Origin of the sequence: Luteibacter sp. ME-Dv--P-043b (assembly GCF_030209605.1) — a bacterium.
GTDB lineage: Bacteria > Pseudomonadota > Gammaproteobacteria > Xanthomonadales > Rhodanobacteraceae > Luteibacter.
In genome coordinates this window covers 71,058-88,552 of record NZ_JARVRT010000008.1, presented here as the reverse complement: position 1 = coordinate 88,552, position 17,495 = coordinate 71,058, and the positions used below count along the sequence as shown (strand labels likewise).

The window sequence follows — 17,495 nt, the reverse complement described above, 5'->3', positions numbered from 1 at the left end:
TTTATATACGCATCAACGATTCATATATGCCCGAATAGCCTTATAAGCTGAAATTCCCTCGATGCAAGTTGCGGCGCAGCAAGCCAGCGCTTCGGCTTTTGTCTTGGCTGCCCGAACGCTTGACCTCGAGTGCACTCGAAGGCGTAGGCTTTCGGCATGACCACGACCCTGACCATCGCCGAGGCAGCCCTCGCCACCGGCCTGACCGTGCACACGCTGCGCTACTACGAGCAGATCGGCCTGATCGATCCCGTACCCCGACGCAGCGGCCAGCGGATCTACGGTGAGAACGAACTCGCCATGCTGCGTTTCGTCGTCCACATGCGCGCCACCGGCATGTCGATGCGGACGCTGCAGGAGTATTCCGAACTGCGCCGCGAAGGCGAGACCCCGGAAAGCATCCGCCGCCGCGGCGACCTGCTGGCCCGCCACGCCGCGTTCCTGCGCGGTGAACTGGTGACCCTGACCGAGACGATCGCGCGGCTGGACACGAAGATCGCCATGTATCGCTCGGCCTATGGTGAGTCCGGCGCCGCGTTCCCCGACGACATCCCCTCCCCCTCCGCAAGGAAACACGCATGAAGACACGCAAGCTTGGCAAACACGGTCCCGACGTTTCGGCCCAGGGCCTGGGCTGCATGGGCATGAGCGAGTTCTACGGCCAGGGCGACGAGAAGGAATCCGTGGCCACCCTGGAGCGTGCGCTGGACCTGGGCATCACCTTCTGGGATACCTCCGACGCCTATGGCCCGCACACCAACGAGGAACTGATCGGCCGCGTGCTCACGGGGCGCCGCGATGCCGTATTCCTGGCGACCAAGTTCGGCATCGTGCGCGACCCGAACGATCCCGCCAAGCGGGGCATCAGCGGCCGGCCGGACTACGTGCGCGAGTCGGTGGAAGGCAGCCTGCGCCGCCTGAACACCGATCACATCGACCTCTACTACCAGCACCGCGTGGACACGAGCGTCCCCATCGAGGAGACGGTCGGCGCCATGGCGCGGCTGGTCGAGGAAGGCAAGGTGCGTTACCTGGGCCTGTCGGAGGCCTCGGCCGAGTCGATCCGCAAGGCCGCCGCCGTGCACCCGATCGCCGCGCTGCAGAGCGAATACTCGCTGTGGACGCGTGACCCGGAAACCACCGGCACCCTGGCCGCCTGCCGTGAGCACGGCATCGCACTGGTCGCCTACAGCCCGCTGGGCCGGGGCTTCCTCACCGGAGCGATTACCCGCCCCGACGACTTCGCCCAGGACGACTACCGGCGCCAGAGTCCGCGGTTCATGGGCGAGAACTTCGACAAGAACCTCGCCATCGTCGAGAAGGTGCGCCGTTTCGCCGCTGACAAGGGCTGCACGCCCGGCCAGCTGGCCCTGGCGTGGGTGCTGGCCAAGGGCGAGGACATCGTGCCGATCCCCGGAACCAAGCGCGTGAAGTACCTCGAGGAAAACGCCGCCGCCGACGCGGTGGCCCTGTCCGCGGCCGAGGTGACCGAGATCGATGCGGTGTTCCCGGCCGACGCGGCGGTCGGCGACCGCTATCAGACCAGCATGATGGCGTTCGTCAACGCCTGAATGGCGGGACAGCCGCGCCGCGGGCCGGCACGGGCCGGGCGCGGCTGTCCTTTATAATGGCGACCTGTTTCCTGCCGTGGTCGCCATGTCGTCCCCCGAACACTCGCCCCTGGGCAAGTCCACCGTGTACGCAGACCGCTACGACGCGGGCCTGCTCTTTCCCATTCCCCGCCAGGGCAAGCGCGACGAGATCGGCATCGCCGCTGGCGCGTTGCCATTCCACGGGGTGGATGTATGGAACGGCTACGAGCTGTCCTGGCTGGATACGCGGGGCAAGCCGGTCGTGGCCGTCGCGGAATTCCGCTTCCCGGCAAGCACGCCCCACATCGTCGAGTCCAAGTCGTTCAAGCTGTACCTCAACAGCTTCGCCCAGGAACGCCTGGCTGACGCAGGCGCCGTACAGGCCATCCTGCAGCGCGACCTGTCGGCGGCGTCCGGTGGCGTGGCCGACGTGATCCTGCGCGCGCCCGGCGACCTGGACGGCACCGCGCTGGCCGAGCCGGAAGGCACCCTGCTGGATAGCCTGGACATCGCCATCGACTGCTACGGCCCGCCGCGCGCGGATTTCCTCGCCACCACCGGCGAGGGCACCGTGGACGAGGTGCTCGTCTCCCACCTGCTGCGTTCCAATTGCCCGGTCACGGGTCAGCCGGACTGGGGCAGCGTGCAGATCGCCTACCGCGGCCCTCGCATCGACCAGGCCGGCCTGCTGCGCTACCTCGTGTCGTTCCGCAATCACACGGAATTCCACGAGCAATGCGTCGAGCGCATCTTCATGGACATGACGGCGCGTTGCGCCCCGGAAGCCTTGTCCGTCTACGCGCGATACACCCGCCGCGGCGGCCTGGACATCAACCCCTTCCGCAGCACCGATCGAAACGCCGTGCCCGGCAATCCGCGCGGCGCGCGACAATAATGAATGCAGCATTCATGCATTCTTCATTGGTCTTGCCTTTAGTTGTGTAGCCTGTACTCTGCGGCGGCCATGGGGATCGGCCCCGACGCCGCCCCCGTTCGAACCTGACTCGTCATTCTCGGAACCCAGACATGAAGCTTTCCTTCCGTTCGTCCGCCCTCTGCACGGCTACCGTCGCCGGCCTGCTGATCCTCACCGCCTGCGGCAAGAAGGAAGACCAGCAGAACGCACCTGCCGCTGCCGCCACCGCCCCGGCTCCGGCTGCCACCGCGCCGGCAACGGCTCCGGCCGCCTCGGGCACCGCCGCTGCCGCTCCGGCCGCCGCACCCGCCGCCCAGCCGGCCGCCACCCCGGCCGCTCCCGTCGCCGCCAGCGAATCGCTGAAGGTCGGCACGGTCACCCTGGGTAGCGCCGTCGGCGCCGACAAGAAGGTCGCCAAGGCGAAGACGGCCTTCGCGCCGAACGACAAGACCATCTACGCCTCGGTCGCCACCGAAGGCACCACCTCCGGTGCCACGCTGAACGCCAAGTGGACCTTCCAGGACGGCGAGACCGCCACCACGGTGAGCGACATCAGCCAGTCGATCAGCACCGATGGTCCGGCCGTCACCACGTTCAAGATCCAGAATCCGAACGAGTGGCCGGAAGGCAAGTACAAGGTCACCATCGCGCTCAACGGCCAGACCGTGGGCAACGAGGCGTTCGAGGTCAAGAAGAAGTAATTCTTCCCCTCCCGGCACCCGTCGAAAAAAGAGAGCCGCGCAAGCGGCTCTCTTTTTTTGCGTGTACGCCATGCATAGACGCGGTGAGCCGCTGACTCACCTGTCGAAGACATCGGTTTCAGGAACGCGGTGGTCGAATACACCCCGACTCGACGCGGCGATGGACGCCCGGCGGGGCGCCTTATCGAAACCCGCATCCAGGAGAATCATCATGCTGCATTGGGCCGTCATCTTCTTCGTCGTCGCGATCATCGCCGCGATCTTCGGTTTCACCGGCATCGCCGCGGGTGCCGCCAGCATCGCGAAGATCCTGTTCGTGGTATTCCTGATCCTGTTCATCCTGTCGCTGCTGTTCGGCGGCCTGCGTCGCGGGCCGCGCATATAAGCCGCGACATATCCAGGTAAGAGGAACGACGCCCCGGCCCCAAACCGGGGCGTCGTTCTTTGTCTCGTCGACCGAAGCATCCGTCTTCCCCTCAGAGGCAACCCGCTCATGACCCGAATCCTTACGGCACTGCTGTCGCTGGTCCTCGCGGGCACGGCTGCGGCACAGGCGGTCAAGACCACGACCGCGGACACCGATTTCGTGCGACGCGCCAGCAGCGCCAGCCTGACGCAGATCGCGCTCGGCAAGCTCGCGGCGGAGCAGGCATCGTCCAAGGACGTGAAAACCTATGCGGCGAGCATGGTCGCCGACCACACCCAGGCCAACGAGGCGCTGGCCAGGCTGGCCGGGAGCAAGGGCGTGCAGATCGCCGTCGCCCCGGAGCCGGCCCAGCAGCAGGAGATCGACCGGATCAAGGCGCTGGACGGCGCCGCGTTCGACCGTGCGTACTCGGATGCGGTGGTGCGCGACCACAAGCAGACCACCGGCCTCTACCAACTGGAAGCCGAAAAGGGCGATGACGTGGAGGTTCGCGACTATGCGCGCTCACAACTGCCGCTACTGAAGGAACATGAGAAATCAGCGGGGAGCTTGCCGCCGTTCTGACGGGAGATGGTGCGCCTGGAGGGATTCGAACCCCCGACCAATGGCTTCGGAAGCCACTACTCTATCCGGCTGAGCTACAGGCGCTGATGCTGCGGTCGGGCATTGTAGCGGGAATCGCGGGAGTGGCCTAGCCTTGCGATACGGCCCGCGCCGCCAGCGGTTCGGTGCCGCCGGCGGCGGCCCGCACACCTTCCCGGTAACGACGGCTGCAAGGCAGCACGGTGCCGTCGGCCATGTGCAACCGGGCCTCACCGGCCTCCAGCGGCTCGATCGAGGTCACCTGGCCCAGTTGCACGACGTAACTGCGGTGCACGCGGATGAACACGGTCGGATCCAGCTTCGCCTCCAGGGCCGCCAGCGTGGAACGCAGCGGGTAGTCGCGACCTCTCACGCGCAAGTTGACGTAGTTACCCGACGCCTGCGCCCACTCGATATCCGCCGTGGCAACCAGGAAGTCGCGGCCCAGTTTGCGGACGAGGAAACGCTCCGGCCGGTCGACCGGCTCCACCGCCGGCCCTTCGTCGGGGGCATCTAGCAGGCTGGCCTCGCCCTTGAGGTGCCGGCCGAACCACTCCACGAGGTGACATACCGCCACGATCAGGAAGAACGTGCGGACATCCTTGAGGTATTCGTAGATCGCCTCTTGCCACAACGCGCCCGGGCTGTAGTCCGCCCCGCCCATGGCGTACCCGAGCCAGCGCAGCAGGTCCATGCCGGTGATGTGCCCGGCGCACCACACGAAGCTACCCGCGACATACAGCGGCAGGTAGCGGCGCCAGGTGTCGGCGTGCAGAGGCCAGCGATCGCAAGCGCGCAGCAGCAGGGGCAGCATGGCCAGCGAGACGAGCATGCTGCTGAACTCGTTGACCGCGATCTGCCAGGTCGCGACAGGGACGCCATAGCGCTCCGCGTCGATCCGGCCAGTCAGGAGATTGCCAACGGCGCCGCTGCCGAACGCCAGCAACCAGAAGGCGGTCATGAAGACGCGCCGGCGGCGGTGGGCGAGGTCGAGTGCCTGGCCGGGCGGTGTGGGGCGTGTATCCATCGGACGGATGATAGCGTCCGCGCAGGCCCGAGGAGCTCGACAGGGACGGTCGTTCGTCCCACAGGGCCCACCGTTCGTCCCTCATCGCCCCTGCTACGACCCATCATGCTGGCCCCGCGGTGCCCCCGCGACCCAATCTGGCTGTACATCGCCCCGGACGCCATGCCATGACCACCCGCCGCCACGACATCGACGCCCTGCGCGTCATCGCCTTCGGACTGCTGATCCTCTATCACACCGGCATGGCCTACGTGGCCGACTGGGGTTTCCACATCAAGAGCGCCCACACCGCCGAGTGGCTGCAGTGGCCCATGCTTTTCATGAACCGCTGGCGGATGTGCCTGCTCTTCATGATCTCGGGCATCGCGATCGCCCTGGCCGCACCCGAGGGTCGGCTGTTGCGCTTCGCGGGTCAGCGAACCTGGCGGCTGATGCTGCCGCTGGTCTTCGGCATGTTCGTGGTCGTGCCGATCCAGCCGTACTGCGAAGGCGTGGCCAGCGGGCACGTCGTGCCGGGGTTCGGCGAATTCCTGCTTCGGTACTGGCAGGTGCGCCCGTGGCCGCCGCACAGCTTCACCGGCTGGGAGCATGGCATCACGTGGAACCATCTCTGGTACCTGCCCTATCTGTGGGCATATACGCTGATCCTTGCCGCATCGATGCCGCTGCTGTCGCTGCCGTGGGTGCGCAGTGCGTTGGCGGCCTTCTGCCGGGCGCCCGCCGTCCTGTTCATCGGCGCGCCCACGGCCGTCCTTACCGGCTTCCTTTTGTGCCTGCATCCGCTCTACCCGGACAGCGGTGCGTTCTTTGGGGACTGGTACCAGCATGCCAAGTACGGCTTCGTCTTCCTCGCCGGCTACCTGCTGGCCCGTGAGGGCGCCGTCTGGGATCGCGTGGTGTCGATGCGGAAGGGTATGTTGGCCACGGCGATGATCGCCGTAACCGTGTGGCTAGGCTTGCGCCTCGCGGGTCAGCTGTTGCCGCCGGACGCCATCGCGTATCGCATTCCGGACAGCTTCTGGCACCCCTTCGCCGCTTCCATGGAGACGCTCTACCTGTGGACCATGCTGCTGGCGATCCTGGGCTGGGGCAAGGTGTTGCTCGACCGTCCGTTCCGCTGGCTGCCCTACGCCACCGAGGCGGTGTACCCGTGGTACATGCTGCACCAGAGCCTGATCGTGCTGCTGGTGTTCGTGCTCAAGCCGATGGGCCTGGGTGCCTGGCTGGAACCCACGTTGGTGATCGGCGGCACGGTGGTGGGGTGCGCGCTGTTGCACGAGCTGGTGATTCGGCGCGTGGCGTTCATCCGGCCGCTGTTCGGGCTGAAGGCAAGGCCGGGGGAGGTTTCGAGGGGCAGCTTTGGCACAGGAGTGGCAACGCGTTGAAAACCCGGAAGATGTAATCATCGACGAGGGTCTGTCCGCCTGGGTAGAAACGAGCGGCTCGCTCTATGCTGGGGATGCGCTATCCGGTGCTGATGATTACGACATGGAGATGCAGGCATGAGCGGCGAAAAGACCCCCATCGATCCGACTGATGAGAACTACGCAAAGCTTGTGAAATGCGTTGTCGATAAAGTTTCTTCTGAAAGCGACGGTTCACGGAAAGTGGTCTCGGCGAAGCTGATCTCCGGGACGTCGCAAGTGATCACGGGCATTGCGTACGACCTGAAACTGGAAATCACTTTTGACGATGGAGCGGTATATGAATATATCGCTAGATTGCACGACATTCCCTGGCTCGGAAGCATCACAGTAGACAGGCTTTACGTTGACAATATGGCGTGAGACGACCACGCGGCCTTTAGTTTCGTGGCGGGCCTGGCAAGCGATTTCGCGCACATCGTGCGCTCCTACCCCGAAGGGGCGGGAGTCATAAGCGTCGAAGGAGATGGTTGCTGCGAGCACCAAAGGAGAAGGGCCCCTTGCGGGGCCCTTCGATCGTTCACTTGGTCTTGTAGAGTTCGCCCAGCCAGTCGGGCTTGCTCTTGTCGCGCTCCAGGTGGGGATACATCAGGCCACCGTGGTAGTCGATCTTGATCGTCTTGTAGGTGTCGAAGTTCTTCACCAGCAGCTCGATCGGGGCGGACGTACCCTTGGCGGCGGTGACGGCATCCTTCAGCGCATCGCCGTCGAATTCCTTGCCGTTGACCGCAACGATATGCATGCCCGGCGAGAGGCCGGCATTGAACGCGGGACCGTCCCAGCGCACGTCGGAGATATCGCCCTTGGACGACACGGCGAAGCCGGCCGAATAGGTCATGTCGGTAAAGTGGCGACGTGACTCGTACGCCTTGACCGCTTCGGAGGGCTTGTCGTTGTAGACCAGCTTCCAGCCGCCCCGCTCGATGCCTTCCAGGTCGTTGCGGTTGCCGTCGATGCGCTCGTGCAGGTAGGTAGCCCAATCCATCGGCGCGATGCCATTGAGGGTGGAGACCACGTCCTCGAAGGTGTACGGGTTGACCTTCCAGTCACCGTCCTTCATGCCGAAGAACGCCTTGGCGAAATCATCCAGGTTGCGCTTGTTCTTCGTCAGCTCACGCAGCTTGGTGTCCACGTCCAGCCACACCATCTGGCCGCCCGAGTAATAGTCTTCGCTCATCTGGTAGTTGCGGTACGAGAGCGGGCGACGCTGCGCGATGGTCGGATCGTTGGTGGTGTCGCCGATGCTGCGCCACGACAGGCCCGGACGGTTCTTGTCGTAGGTGGCCGCGACCATGGCCAGCAGGTCGCGCGCCTGGTCCTGCGAGACCAGGCCGGAACGGGCGGCCACGACATTGCCCCAGAACTGGGTCTGGCCTTCATAGACCCACAGCAGGCTGTCGCCCATGGGCACGTTGAAACTCGCGGTGGACAGGTCGGCACCGCGACGGTACTTGCCGTCCCACGAGTGGTTGTACTCGTGCGAGAGCAGGTCGCGACCGAGCCAGCTCTTGTCCCACTCGGTGAAGTAGTTGGGATCGGCGCTGTTCTCGGAGGAGCGGTGATGCTCCAGGCCAATGCCGCCCAGCTTGTCGCTCAGCGCCAGAAGGAAGTCGTAGTGGTTGTAGTGGCGCGCGCCGTACAGCTTGTCCATCTGCTGGACGAGCTTGCGGTGCGCCTCGAGCCCCTGGGGCGTGATTTCCAACGCCTTGGCGCTGTCGGCCACGATATTCAGGTGCACGGGCGAGCGACCGTTGGGGTCCAGGTCCACGCGCTTGAAGTAGCGGCCGGCGAACACCGGCGAATCGACCAGATCGTCGTAGTCGATCGTCTTGAAGGTGACCGTGTCGCCGCTCTTGCTCGCCTGCTCCAGCGCGGAGCCGTACTGGAAGCCGGCGGGAAACTTGACCGAGGCATCGACCTGGATGCGATCCGCGCGGTAGCCCGCCGGATACAGGGACACCTGGTTCCACTGCACATTGACGATGTCGGGCGTCATGACGATCCGACCCTGGCGTGTGTCCTGCGGGGTGAGCGTCTGGAACTCGACGTCCACCGAGGAAGCGCCGGCCGGCACGTCCACATGGAACGCATAGACGTTGAACTCGTCGCGTTTCCAGGCCAGGCGCTTGCCGCCAGCGGTGACGACGAGGCCGGCGAACTGGTCGATCGGACCGGTGGGCGAGTGGTGGCCCGGGATCCATTCGGGGAACAGCAGGGTCAGCGGACCGGCCTTGGCCGGAATCGATTCCTTGACCCGGAAGATGCGGTGGTCGGTGTCGGTGGCGTCGACGACGAGCTTGAGCGTGCCGTCGAACGCGACATCGGCCGGCGGCGGCACATCGTCTGCGCGGACGGCGGTGGCGCCGACGCTGGCCAGGGCGGCCAGCAGCGCGGAGGCGAGGATCGTGGATTTCAATGCATTCTCCCGTGGAGCGTGTGGGTCGCCCTGCCATCCCTGCGAGCGGGTCGGCGCGGTCCCCTTCGGTCCGCGCAAGCCCTCGATGCTAAACGGCATCCCCGGGAGCGCCCTATGCCAGAGGTCACGGTTGCCGGGCGGGGATCTTCAAACCGCACTCCACCCCGGGGCGCGACATGCCGCGTTCCAGCCAGGCGATAACGTGCTGGAAATCGTCGAAACCGACCAGTTCGCGCGCGCCGTAGAAGGTCACCAGGTTGTTGACCCAGCCGAGCGTCGCGATATCGGCGATGGTGTATTCGTCACCGACGATCCATGCCTTGCCGTCGAGCTGGCGATCGAGCACGCCGAGCAGGCGCTTCGCTTCGGCGACGTAGCGCTCCAGCGGGCGCTTGTCCTCGTACTCGCGGCCGGCGAACTTATGGAAGAAGCCCACCTGGCCGAACATCGGGCCGATGCCGCCCATCTGGAAGAACAACCACTGGATCGTCTCCCAGCGCTTCGCAGGATCCTGCGGCAGGAAGCGGCCGGTCTTCTCGGCCAGGTAAAGCAGCATGGCACCGGATTCGGACAGGGCCAGCGGAATGCCGCCGGGGCCGTCCGGGTCGATCATGGCCGGGATCTTGCCGTTCGGGTTGAGCGACTCGAACTCGGGCAGCTTGCTCTCGTTCTTCATGATGTCGACGAGATGCACTTCGTACGGCAGGCCCAGCTCCTCCAGCATGATCGACACCTTGACGCCGTTGGGCGTGGGCAGCGAATACAGCTGGATGCGATCGGGATGCTGCGCCGGCCAACGGGTGGTGATCGGAAACGCGGACAGATCGGACATGGGGCTTCCTTCAGGCGGGATGCCCTGAAGGTAGGGGGTGGCAACGGCCGATTTCAATGCCGGCCGCGCCACCCCCTGTGGATCAGAACGTGTAACGGGCCGTCAGCTGCAGCGACCAGCGCGACTGCGCGCGATCGTCCTCGCGGACGAAGGCGCCGGGGTTGTAATTACCCCTGGCATCGACCGGCAGCGCGTAGACGTACTTGCCGCTCACCGGATCGACACCCGCGAAGTTGGCCAGGCTGCGGTTGTACGGGTAGGCGATGTCACGCACCTGGCCCCACCGCCTGTTGATCATGTTGGTGAGGTTGAACACGTCCAGCCGCAGCTCGCCCTTGTTGCCCTTGAACAGGCCCGGGATCTCCTGCCGGATGGCAAGGTCCACCTCGTTGACCCACGGCGAATGCGCGCCGTTGCGCTCGGCCACGCTGCCCTCGCGCCCCTTCAGGTAGTTGTTGTTGCCCATGTACGCGTAGAACTGGTCGATCGTGGCCTGGCGGGTGCCGGCCTGGAACAGCACGTCGCCGGGCTTGGGAATGTAGGCCAGGCCCAGCGGCGCCGACGTGCCCGTGGCGGCGATACCGCTGACATCGTTGCCGAACACCCAGCTGTACGGCTGGCCGGTGTGTCCATCGTAGAACGCCGAGACCGAGGTGGTGTAATCGCCGAAGAAGCGATGCTGCCAGCTCAGCGACGCGATGATGCGGCGGCTGACCTCGAAGTTGCTGTGGCCCGTGGCGTCGGCATTGGGGTTGAACACGGCGTCGTTGGCCCAGGTGCTGGCCGCCACCTTCTCGTTACCCGAGCTGACGTCCTTCGAGCTGCCGAAGACGAAGCCCACCGAACCCGACCAGTCGGAGTCGGCGGTGAACGGCTTGGACAACTGCAGTGTGCCGTAGCTCGCCTGGCCCTTGCTGGTGTTGCTGAGGTAGATGACGTTGCCGAAGCGCGGATCGCGGTTGGCGCGCGGCGCCGCACACACGCCGTTGGCGGTGGCACAGATGTTCTGGCCGCTCGCCGTCTTGCCGACGCTGCGGAACGCACGCGGGTCGGTGGTGGTCCAGTAGCTGGCGCGCCCATCCGGAAGCTGGCCGGTCACGGCACCGAGGTTCAGGTCCTGGAAGCGCACCGCATCCTTGGTTTCCAGGTGCTCGACCTCAGCCGTCAACACCAGGTTGGACCAGGGCAACTGGTGGTCGAAGCCCAGGCTGGCCTTCCACACCGTGGGCATCCTGAAGCCGCCATCGGTGACATCCACCTCCGGTGAGCCGCCACGGCGCGCACCAGCGGGAATCAGCGGGTTGTTGGGGTCGGCGGTGAAGCCCGTACCGTTGGACGCCGAGTAACTGGTCAGCGAGCGGCCGTTGTTGGTGTACGGATTGGACAGCCACACGCCCGGGGGTGCGCCTTCCGACAGGCCGATGCCGCCGCGCAGCTGCGTGGCCCGCTCGGTATCGAAGGCGTAGTTGAACGACGCGCGCGGCTCGAGCACGCCATTGCCGTCGATGGTCGCGTTGTTGGGATAGCCCGGATACGCCGCGTTGAACGTGGGGTTGGCCAGCGGCGCGCTGCTGACCTTGGGCAGGTCGTAGCGCAGACCGTACTGCAGCGACAGGTTGCCGAGCTGCCAGGTGTCCTGGGCGAAGAAACCCCACTGGGTGAGATCCCATTTCGCGGCGATGCTGTCGAGGTTGCCGTCGGTGGGACGGTAGACCGAGTAGCTGAAGTAGTTGCGGTTGGCGAACGCGTCGATGCTGGGGAACACGTACGCACCGAACTCGGTACGACCGAACAGGTTGTAGAACTCGTCGCGCTGGTAATCCACGCCGGCCTTCACCGAATGATCGCCGACGTTCCACGTGCCGGCGAAGAAGCCGTTGTACGAGCGGATACCGAGGATGTTGTAGTGGCGGAATTCCTCTTCGCCCAGGTTGACGAAAGGTCCGGTGATCGTGCTACCGGTGACCACGCCGTTGGTGTACACCTTCACCTGCGGCTGCTGCGTCTGCACCGAAGGCGTGGCGTCGTACTTCGAATACGAGAACGATGCCTCGGTGGAGAACGTGTCGTTCCAGTCGTCGTACCCGTTGAGCACCCACTGCGAGTTCTCGCGGTGCTTGTCGAACCAGTAGCTCGACAGGCTGAGGCTGGGCGAGGTGGACGACGTGCTGTAGCCGTTGAGGTTGGGCTGTTCGCTCTTGGTCTTGTCGTAGCGCAGGCTGACGCGATGGCCATCGGCGATGTTCCAGTCCAGCTTGAACAGGCCGCGCTTCTCCTGCTGGTCCGCGCCGGCGGCAGTGGTGCTGCCGGGAGTCATGCCCAGGCCCGAGGCGATGCTGGTGATGCGATCCAGGTCCGTCTGGCTGATCGGGATGATGTTGCCCTTGCCCGAGCCGATGGCACCGAAGTCGGGCGCGGGGGCCACGGTCTTCGATTTTTCCAGGCTGACGAAGAAGAACAGCTTGTCCTTGACGATCGGGCCGCTGAAGGTCGCGCCGCCCGTCCACTGACGCGTGTAACCCTTGAACGCGTTGCCGGCGCGATCGTCGCCCACCATGTCGGAGGCGTTGCGATAGACGTAGTACGTTGAACCGTGGAAGTCGTTGGTGCCGCTCTTGGTCACGATGTTGATGTTGGCGCCGACCGCACGCTTGTTGGCCACATCGTAGTTGGCCGTCGAGATGTTGTACGCCTCGATGGCGTCCAGCGACACCGGCTGGTTCAGCGCGGGCAGGCCGTTGTCCTCCAGCCCGAACGAATCGTTGGTGGGCACCGAATCGATCGTGATGTTGTTGTAACGGCTGTTCTGGCCCAGCGCCGAGATTTCACCCTTGCTCTTGTTGGTGATGGTGATCGCGGGATTGAGGCGTGCGATGTCCTGGATTGAGCGGTTCGGCACCGGCAGCACCTTCAACTGCTGCTGCGACACCTGCGTTCCCATGCCCTTGTTGTCCGGCTGGAAGATCTGCGCCATGGCCACGTCGGAAGCGTTGGCGTGCACCTGCACGCCCTCCATCTGCGTGGCGGCGGCACCGGACGATGCGGCCACGGCCAGGTCCAGGCTGGTGTCCTGCGCCAGTTGCAGGAACACGCCATCGCGCTCCGCCGTACCGACGGCCGTGGTGGCGGTGACGTCGAACGGACCGCCGACGCGCAGGCCCTGCGCCTTGTAACGGCCGTCCGCATCGGTGGTAACCACGCGCGTGGTACCCGAGGGCACGTGCACGATCTGTACCGTGACGCCCGCGGCGGGTGCGCCGTCGGCAGTCAACACCCTGCCGCTCATGGACGACGACGTGTTCTGCGCATGGGCCGTGCTGGCCGCGAGCAGCGAAGCGATGGCGACGCACAGCCAGCGCCGTGCGATAGGTCCCTGCATGTCATTCCCCTTGATCTGGCATCAATGCCGTGTTCCGGTCCCGGAACGGACTGCGCACCTTAGCTAGCGAGGATGACGAAAAAACGACAAGGGAACTGTGCGCTGGCGAGCAGTCCGGGCCGCCCGTACAGCGTTCGCTGATGCCGCCACCCGACGACCTCGGCGACGCCGGGTTCCGCAGACGCCCGGGAACGAGGCGCGATTCCTAGGAATCGGCCTCGCAAATAAATAGCAATGCGGACGTCTAAACCTCTATACATCGCTTTTCGTTTTCCGTATAACCGATAGCAAGTGCTGCGCCGCAGCACCCTGTTCGACAGAACGGAAGCACCGCGCCCGCGCGTGTACCAAGCGGAGCGCCATGTCCCCCGGCACCTGCAGATGCCGGCCGGCAGGGCGTTATCCAGGGGTTTTGCCTTCATCACCGAATCCAGGTTTCGCCACCGCGAAGCCCGTGCATGCCTGTGGCGCGAACCACGGCCAAGGAGACGTTCCATCATGCCCAGCACCAAGCCGTTGACCCGAACCGCCCTTGCGCTTGCCCTCGGCCTTGCCGTGTGCCCCGCCGCGTTCGCCCAGTCGACCACCGGCGGCGTCTTCGGCCAGGCACCGGCCACGCCCGGCCAGTCCGTGGTGATCACCAGCGACACCGGCCTCAGCCGCGAGGTACCCGTGGACGAGCGGGGTCGTTACTCCGCCGGGCAGCTGCCGCTGGGCACCTACACGGTGACGCTCAAGGCCAACGGACAGGCCGTGGACACCCGCCAGAACGTCGTGCTCAAGGTGGGCGCAGGCACCGAGGTGTCATTCGCAGCGGCGGCGGGCACGGCCACGGCCGCCCAGGACATGAGCGGGGTGTCCGTCTCCGCGTCGGCGCTGGCAAAGATCGACGTATCCACCATCGACTCCCGCACGGTGGTGACCTCCGAGCAACTGGCCCGCCTTCCGCTGGGCCGCAACGCCGAGGCCATCGCGCTGCTTGCCCCCGGCGTGGTGAACAACGGCGGCAGCTTCAAGGGCCCCACCGGCAAATCGTTGGTGAGCTTCGGCGGTTCGGCGGCCAGCGAGAATGCCTACTACGTCAACGGCTTCTCCACCACGGATGCCCTGCTCGGCTTCGGCGGGCTGTCGCTGCCCTACGGCGCAATCGACCAGCAGGAGGTCTATACCGGCGGCTACAGCGCGCAATACGGTCGCTCCGACGGTGGCGTGATCAACGTCGTGGGCAAGCGCGGCACCAACGAATGGCACTTCGGCACGCAGGTATTGTGGGAGCCGGCGTTCGCCCGGGCCAACCAGCGCAACCGTTACTACGAGAACGGCCTGCCGTCGTCGCCGCGTGCCGGCAACCTCTACGCGCCGGACGGGCAGAACGGCACCGACAGCACCACGGTCAGCGCGTATGCCGGCGGCCCGCTGATCAAGGACAAGCTGTTCATCTTCATCGCCGGTGAGTACCAGCGACAGCAAGGCAACACAGTGAACCCGGTCAGCGGCTACACCAGCACCAAGCCTTACGTGGATTACACCTATAACTCGCCGCGCTGGTACGGCAAGGTGGACTGGAACATCACCGATAACCACATCCTCGAGCTGACCGGTGCCTCGGACAAGTACGAGACATCGGGCAGCATCTACAACTACGACTACGTGGGACGCACACGCCAGGCGCGCATCGGCCAGGACGACGACATCAAGACCGGCGGCGACCTCTGGTCGGCCAAGTACACCGGCTATATCACCGACAACCTGACCATCAGCGCCCTGTACGGCAAGCAGCACACCACGGCCTACGACGCACCGGGCGGCTACGATCCGACGCTGACCTACGTCAACAACCAGGTGAACCAGAACCCCGCCCTCAACGGCGGCACCGCACGCGGCAACAGCCAGACCGTGGCCAGCCTGACACCCGCCGGCCGCGGCGGTCGCACCACGAATACGCGTTTCGACATCACCTACAAGATCGGCGACCACACGATCACCGCCGGCATCGACAACCAGACCGGCACGGCGATCGATCAGGGCAACGTCACCTCCGGGCCGGGCTATTCGTGGGAATACGGCGTGGCCGACCCGAACACACCGATCTCCACCGGCCTGGGCGTGCCCGCCACGGCGGGTTTCCCCAATGGCGCCGGCGGCTACTACGTGATCCGCAACATCAACAGCAGCCTGGCCACCGTGCGCTCCGCGCAGCGCGCTCAGTACATCGAGGACAAATGGCAGATCAACGACCAGTGGCTGCTGTCGGCGGGTATCCGCAACGACCAGTTCCAGAATTTCAATGCCAACGGCGATGCCTTCATCACCCAGCACAAGCCGCAGTGGGCCCCTCGGCTGGGTGCCAGCTGGGACGTATTCGGAGACGCGACGTTCAAGGTCTACGCGAACGCGGGACGCTACTACCTCGGCCTGCCGCTGAACCCCGCGCTGAACGCGGCCGGCGGGGCGCTGACCACATCGCAATACTTCACCTACGGCGGCATTGCGGCTGACGGCACGCCCACGGCGCTCACCGCCATCTCGCCTCCCGTGGCCGCCAACAACACCTTTGGCCAGTTGCCCGATCCGAAGACGGTGACCACCCAGGGCCTCAAGTCCGAATACCAGGACGAATTCATCCTCGGCTTCACCAAGACGCTGGGCACGGACTGGGTCTATGGCGCCAAGGCCACCCAACGCGTCCTGCGCAACGCGATCGACGATTACTGCGACATCGACGTGGTCCTGGCCAAGGCGACATCGCTGGGCTACGACGTCACCGACCAGAGCAACCCGGTCAGCTGCTGGTTGTTCAACCCCGGCAAGGCCAACACGTTCAACCTGGTGGACACCAGCGGCAACTACGTGAAGGTGCCGCTCTCCAACGCGGAATTCGGCTTCGATCGCCTAAAGCGGCGCTACTACGCCCTGGAAACCTTCCTGGAGCATCCGTTCGCCGATGGCTGGTACGGCAAGGTCAGCTACACGTTCTCACGCAGCTACGGCAACACCGAAGGCCAGCTGCGTTCCGATCTCTACCGCGAGTCCCGCGGTACCGGCCAGACCGCGGTATCGACCACGCAGGACTGGGACAACGCGTACATCATGGTCAACACCAACGGCGTACAGAACAACGACCACAAGCACCAGCTGAAGCTGTTCGGGTATTACCAGCTCAACCCCGAGTGGCTGGTCAGCGGCAACCTCAGCATGATCTCCGGCGCACCGAAGCCTTGCCTCGGCTACTTTGGCGCAGATCGTACCGACCCGGCGGGTTACGGCAACAGCTACCACTTCTGCAACGGCCTGCCCTCGCCTCCGGGCAGCCACGGCCGCCTGCCGTGGGTGCGCCAGGTGGACCTGGGCGTGACCTACCGCCCGGCCTTCGCCGATGCGAAGCTGGCGTTCAACGCGAACGTGTTCAACGTGCTGAACGAACAGCGCACGATCGGCATCTTCCCGAACTCGGAACAGAGCCCGAACCTGGCCAACCCGCTGTACGGCACGCCGACGTCGGTGCAGCAGCCGCGTTACGTGCGGCTGAGCGTCAATTACGACTACTGACCGGAAGTGGGGGCGTTGTTCGTCGCCCACTGCGCCGCGAAGGCTCGCTGGTACGCGGGCCTGGCCTCGCCCCGTGCCACATAGGCGGCCAGGTTCGGGAACTCGTCCAGCAGGCCCGAAGCACGCAGCCTCAGCAGCACCGATACCAGCATGAGATCGCCGGCGCTGAACGCGCCGTCGATCCATTCGACATCGGCAAGTCGCGTCGAGAGTGCTTGCAAGCGATGACGGATACGATCCTGTACGAGGGGCAGCCGCTCGGCGGCCCAGGGTTTGTCGCCCTCCACCAGCCGGACGGTGACCAACTCGAGGATCACCGGCTCCACTGTGTTGACCGCCGCAAACATCCAGGCGATGGCCCGTGCACGCGCATCGACGTCATCCGGCAGCAGGCCCGGACCCTTGCCGGCCACATGCAGGACGATGGCGCCGGTCTCGAAGAGGCAGAGACTCCCTTCTTCATAGGTGGGAATCTGGCCGAACGGATGAATCGCGACATGCGCCGGCTCCTTCATCGCCTGGAACGACACGGTGCGCACGCTGTACGGCAACCCCGCTTCCTCCAGCGCCCAGCGGACGCGGGTATCCCGCGCCAGGCCCTCGCCTCCGTCGGGAGAACGCTCGAACGCGGTGATGACGATGCTCATGCG

Annotated in this window: 14 protein-coding genes and 1 tRNA gene; 9 read left to right on the top strand and 6 right to left on the bottom strand. The window is 65.3% G+C overall.

Features of this window, described 5'->3' with window-relative positions:
* Nucleotides 1-156: 156 nt before the first annotated feature.
* The 6 genes from QRN34_RS05380 (at nt 157) to QRN34_RS05355 (ending at nt 4,200) form a co-directional block, all read left to right on the top strand.
* Nucleotides 157-582 carry a MerR family transcriptional regulator gene (locus QRN34_RS05380; RefSeq protein WP_036139188.1) on the top strand — a complete coding sequence of 142 codons (426 nt, stop codon included), beginning with the start codon at nt 157-159 and terminating at the stop codon, nt 580-582.
* Nucleotides 579-1,571: an aldo/keto reductase gene (locus QRN34_RS05375; RefSeq protein ID WP_285402687.1), complete on the top strand. Its 993-nt coding sequence runs from the start codon at nt 579-581 to the stop codon at nt 1,569-1,571. The genes QRN34_RS05380 and QRN34_RS05375 overlap by 4 nt, the downstream gene beginning before the upstream one ends.
* An 85-nt stretch (nt 1,572-1,656) precedes the next feature.
* Nucleotides 1,657-2,487, top strand: coding sequence for an NADPH-dependent 7-cyano-7-deazaguanine reductase QueF (gene queF, locus QRN34_RS05370; RefSeq protein WP_285402685.1), 831 nt, complete (start codon nt 1,657-1,659; stop codon nt 2,485-2,487).
* 131 nt (nt 2,488-2,618) lie between these two features.
* The gene (locus QRN34_RS05365; RefSeq protein ID WP_285402683.1) at nt 2,619-3,209 is read left to right on the top strand and encodes a hypothetical protein; all 591 of its coding nucleotides are present in this window, start codon (nt 2,619-2,621) and stop codon (nt 3,207-3,209) included.
* Between the two features lie 211 nt (nt 3,210-3,420).
* Nucleotides 3,421-3,594: a DUF1328 family protein gene (locus QRN34_RS05360; RefSeq protein ID WP_036139180.1), complete on the top strand. Its 174-nt coding sequence runs from the start codon at nt 3,421-3,423 to the stop codon at nt 3,592-3,594.
* Between the two features lie 108 nt (nt 3,595-3,702).
* The gene (locus QRN34_RS05355; RefSeq protein ID WP_285402680.1) at nt 3,703-4,200 is read left to right on the top strand and encodes a DUF4142 domain-containing protein; all 498 of its coding nucleotides are present in this window, start codon (nt 3,703-3,705) and stop codon (nt 4,198-4,200) included.
* A 7-nt stretch (nt 4,201-4,207) separates the two neighbouring features.
* Here the strand turns inward: QRN34_RS05355 and QRN34_RS05350 are convergent.
* Nucleotides 4,208-4,284 (bottom strand) — tRNA-Arg (locus QRN34_RS05350).
* A 43-nt stretch (nt 4,285-4,327) separates the two neighbouring features.
* On the bottom strand, nt 4,328-5,245 hold the full coding sequence (locus tag QRN34_RS05345; protein WP_285402678.1) for a LytTR family DNA-binding domain-containing protein: 918 nt from the start codon (nt 5,243-5,245) through the stop codon (nt 4,328-4,330).
* Between the two features lie 167 nt (nt 5,246-5,412).
* Between QRN34_RS05345 and QRN34_RS05340 the strand changes: the two genes are divergently transcribed.
* Together QRN34_RS05340 and QRN34_RS05335 are read left to right on the top strand one after the other, a co-directional pair.
* Nucleotides 5,413-6,630 carry an acyltransferase family protein gene (locus tag QRN34_RS05340; protein WP_285402676.1) on the top strand — a complete coding sequence of 406 codons (1,218 nt, stop codon included), beginning with the start codon at nt 5,413-5,415 and terminating at the stop codon, nt 6,628-6,630.
* 117 nt (nt 6,631-6,747) lie between these two features.
* Nucleotides 6,748-7,032: a hypothetical protein gene (locus QRN34_RS05335; RefSeq protein WP_285402674.1), complete on the top strand. Its 285-nt coding sequence runs from the start codon at nt 6,748-6,750 to the stop codon at nt 7,030-7,032.
* Between the two features lie 157 nt (nt 7,033-7,189).
* Here QRN34_RS05335 and QRN34_RS05330 read toward each other — a convergent pair whose 3' ends face one another.
* The 3 genes from QRN34_RS05330 to QRN34_RS05320 all read right to left on the bottom strand — a co-directional run bounded on the left by QRN34_RS05330 (nt 7,190) and on the right by QRN34_RS05320 (nt 13,296).
* Nucleotides 7,190-9,085: a M61 family peptidase gene (locus QRN34_RS05330; protein ID WP_285402672.1), complete on the bottom strand. Its 1,896-nt coding sequence runs from the start codon at nt 9,083-9,085 to the stop codon at nt 7,190-7,192.
* A gap of 124 nt (nt 9,086-9,209) precedes the next feature.
* Nucleotides 9,210-9,917: a glutathione S-transferase N-terminal domain-containing protein gene (locus QRN34_RS05325; protein WP_285402670.1), complete on the bottom strand. Its 708-nt coding sequence runs from the start codon at nt 9,915-9,917 to the stop codon at nt 9,210-9,212.
* 82 nt (nt 9,918-9,999) lie between these two features.
* The gene (locus QRN34_RS05320; protein ID WP_285402668.1) at nt 10,000-13,296 is read right to left on the bottom strand and encodes a TonB-dependent receptor; all 3,297 of its coding nucleotides are present in this window, start codon (nt 13,294-13,296) and stop codon (nt 10,000-10,002) included.
* Nucleotides 13,297-13,794: 498 nt separating this feature from the next.
* Between QRN34_RS05320 and QRN34_RS05315 the strand changes: the two genes are divergently transcribed.
* Nucleotides 13,795-16,845, top strand: coding sequence for a TonB-dependent receptor (locus QRN34_RS05315; protein ID WP_285402666.1), 3,051 nt, complete (start codon nt 13,795-13,797; stop codon nt 16,843-16,845).
* Here QRN34_RS05315 and QRN34_RS05310 read toward each other — a convergent pair.
* A complete protein-coding gene (locus QRN34_RS05310; protein WP_285402664.1) occupies nt 16,839-17,492 on the bottom strand; it encodes a glutathione S-transferase family protein in 654 nt (217 codons plus the stop codon). The two genes, QRN34_RS05315 and QRN34_RS05310, sit on opposite strands and share 7 nt — an antisense overlap.
* Nucleotides 17,493-17,495: the final 3 nt, after the last annotated feature.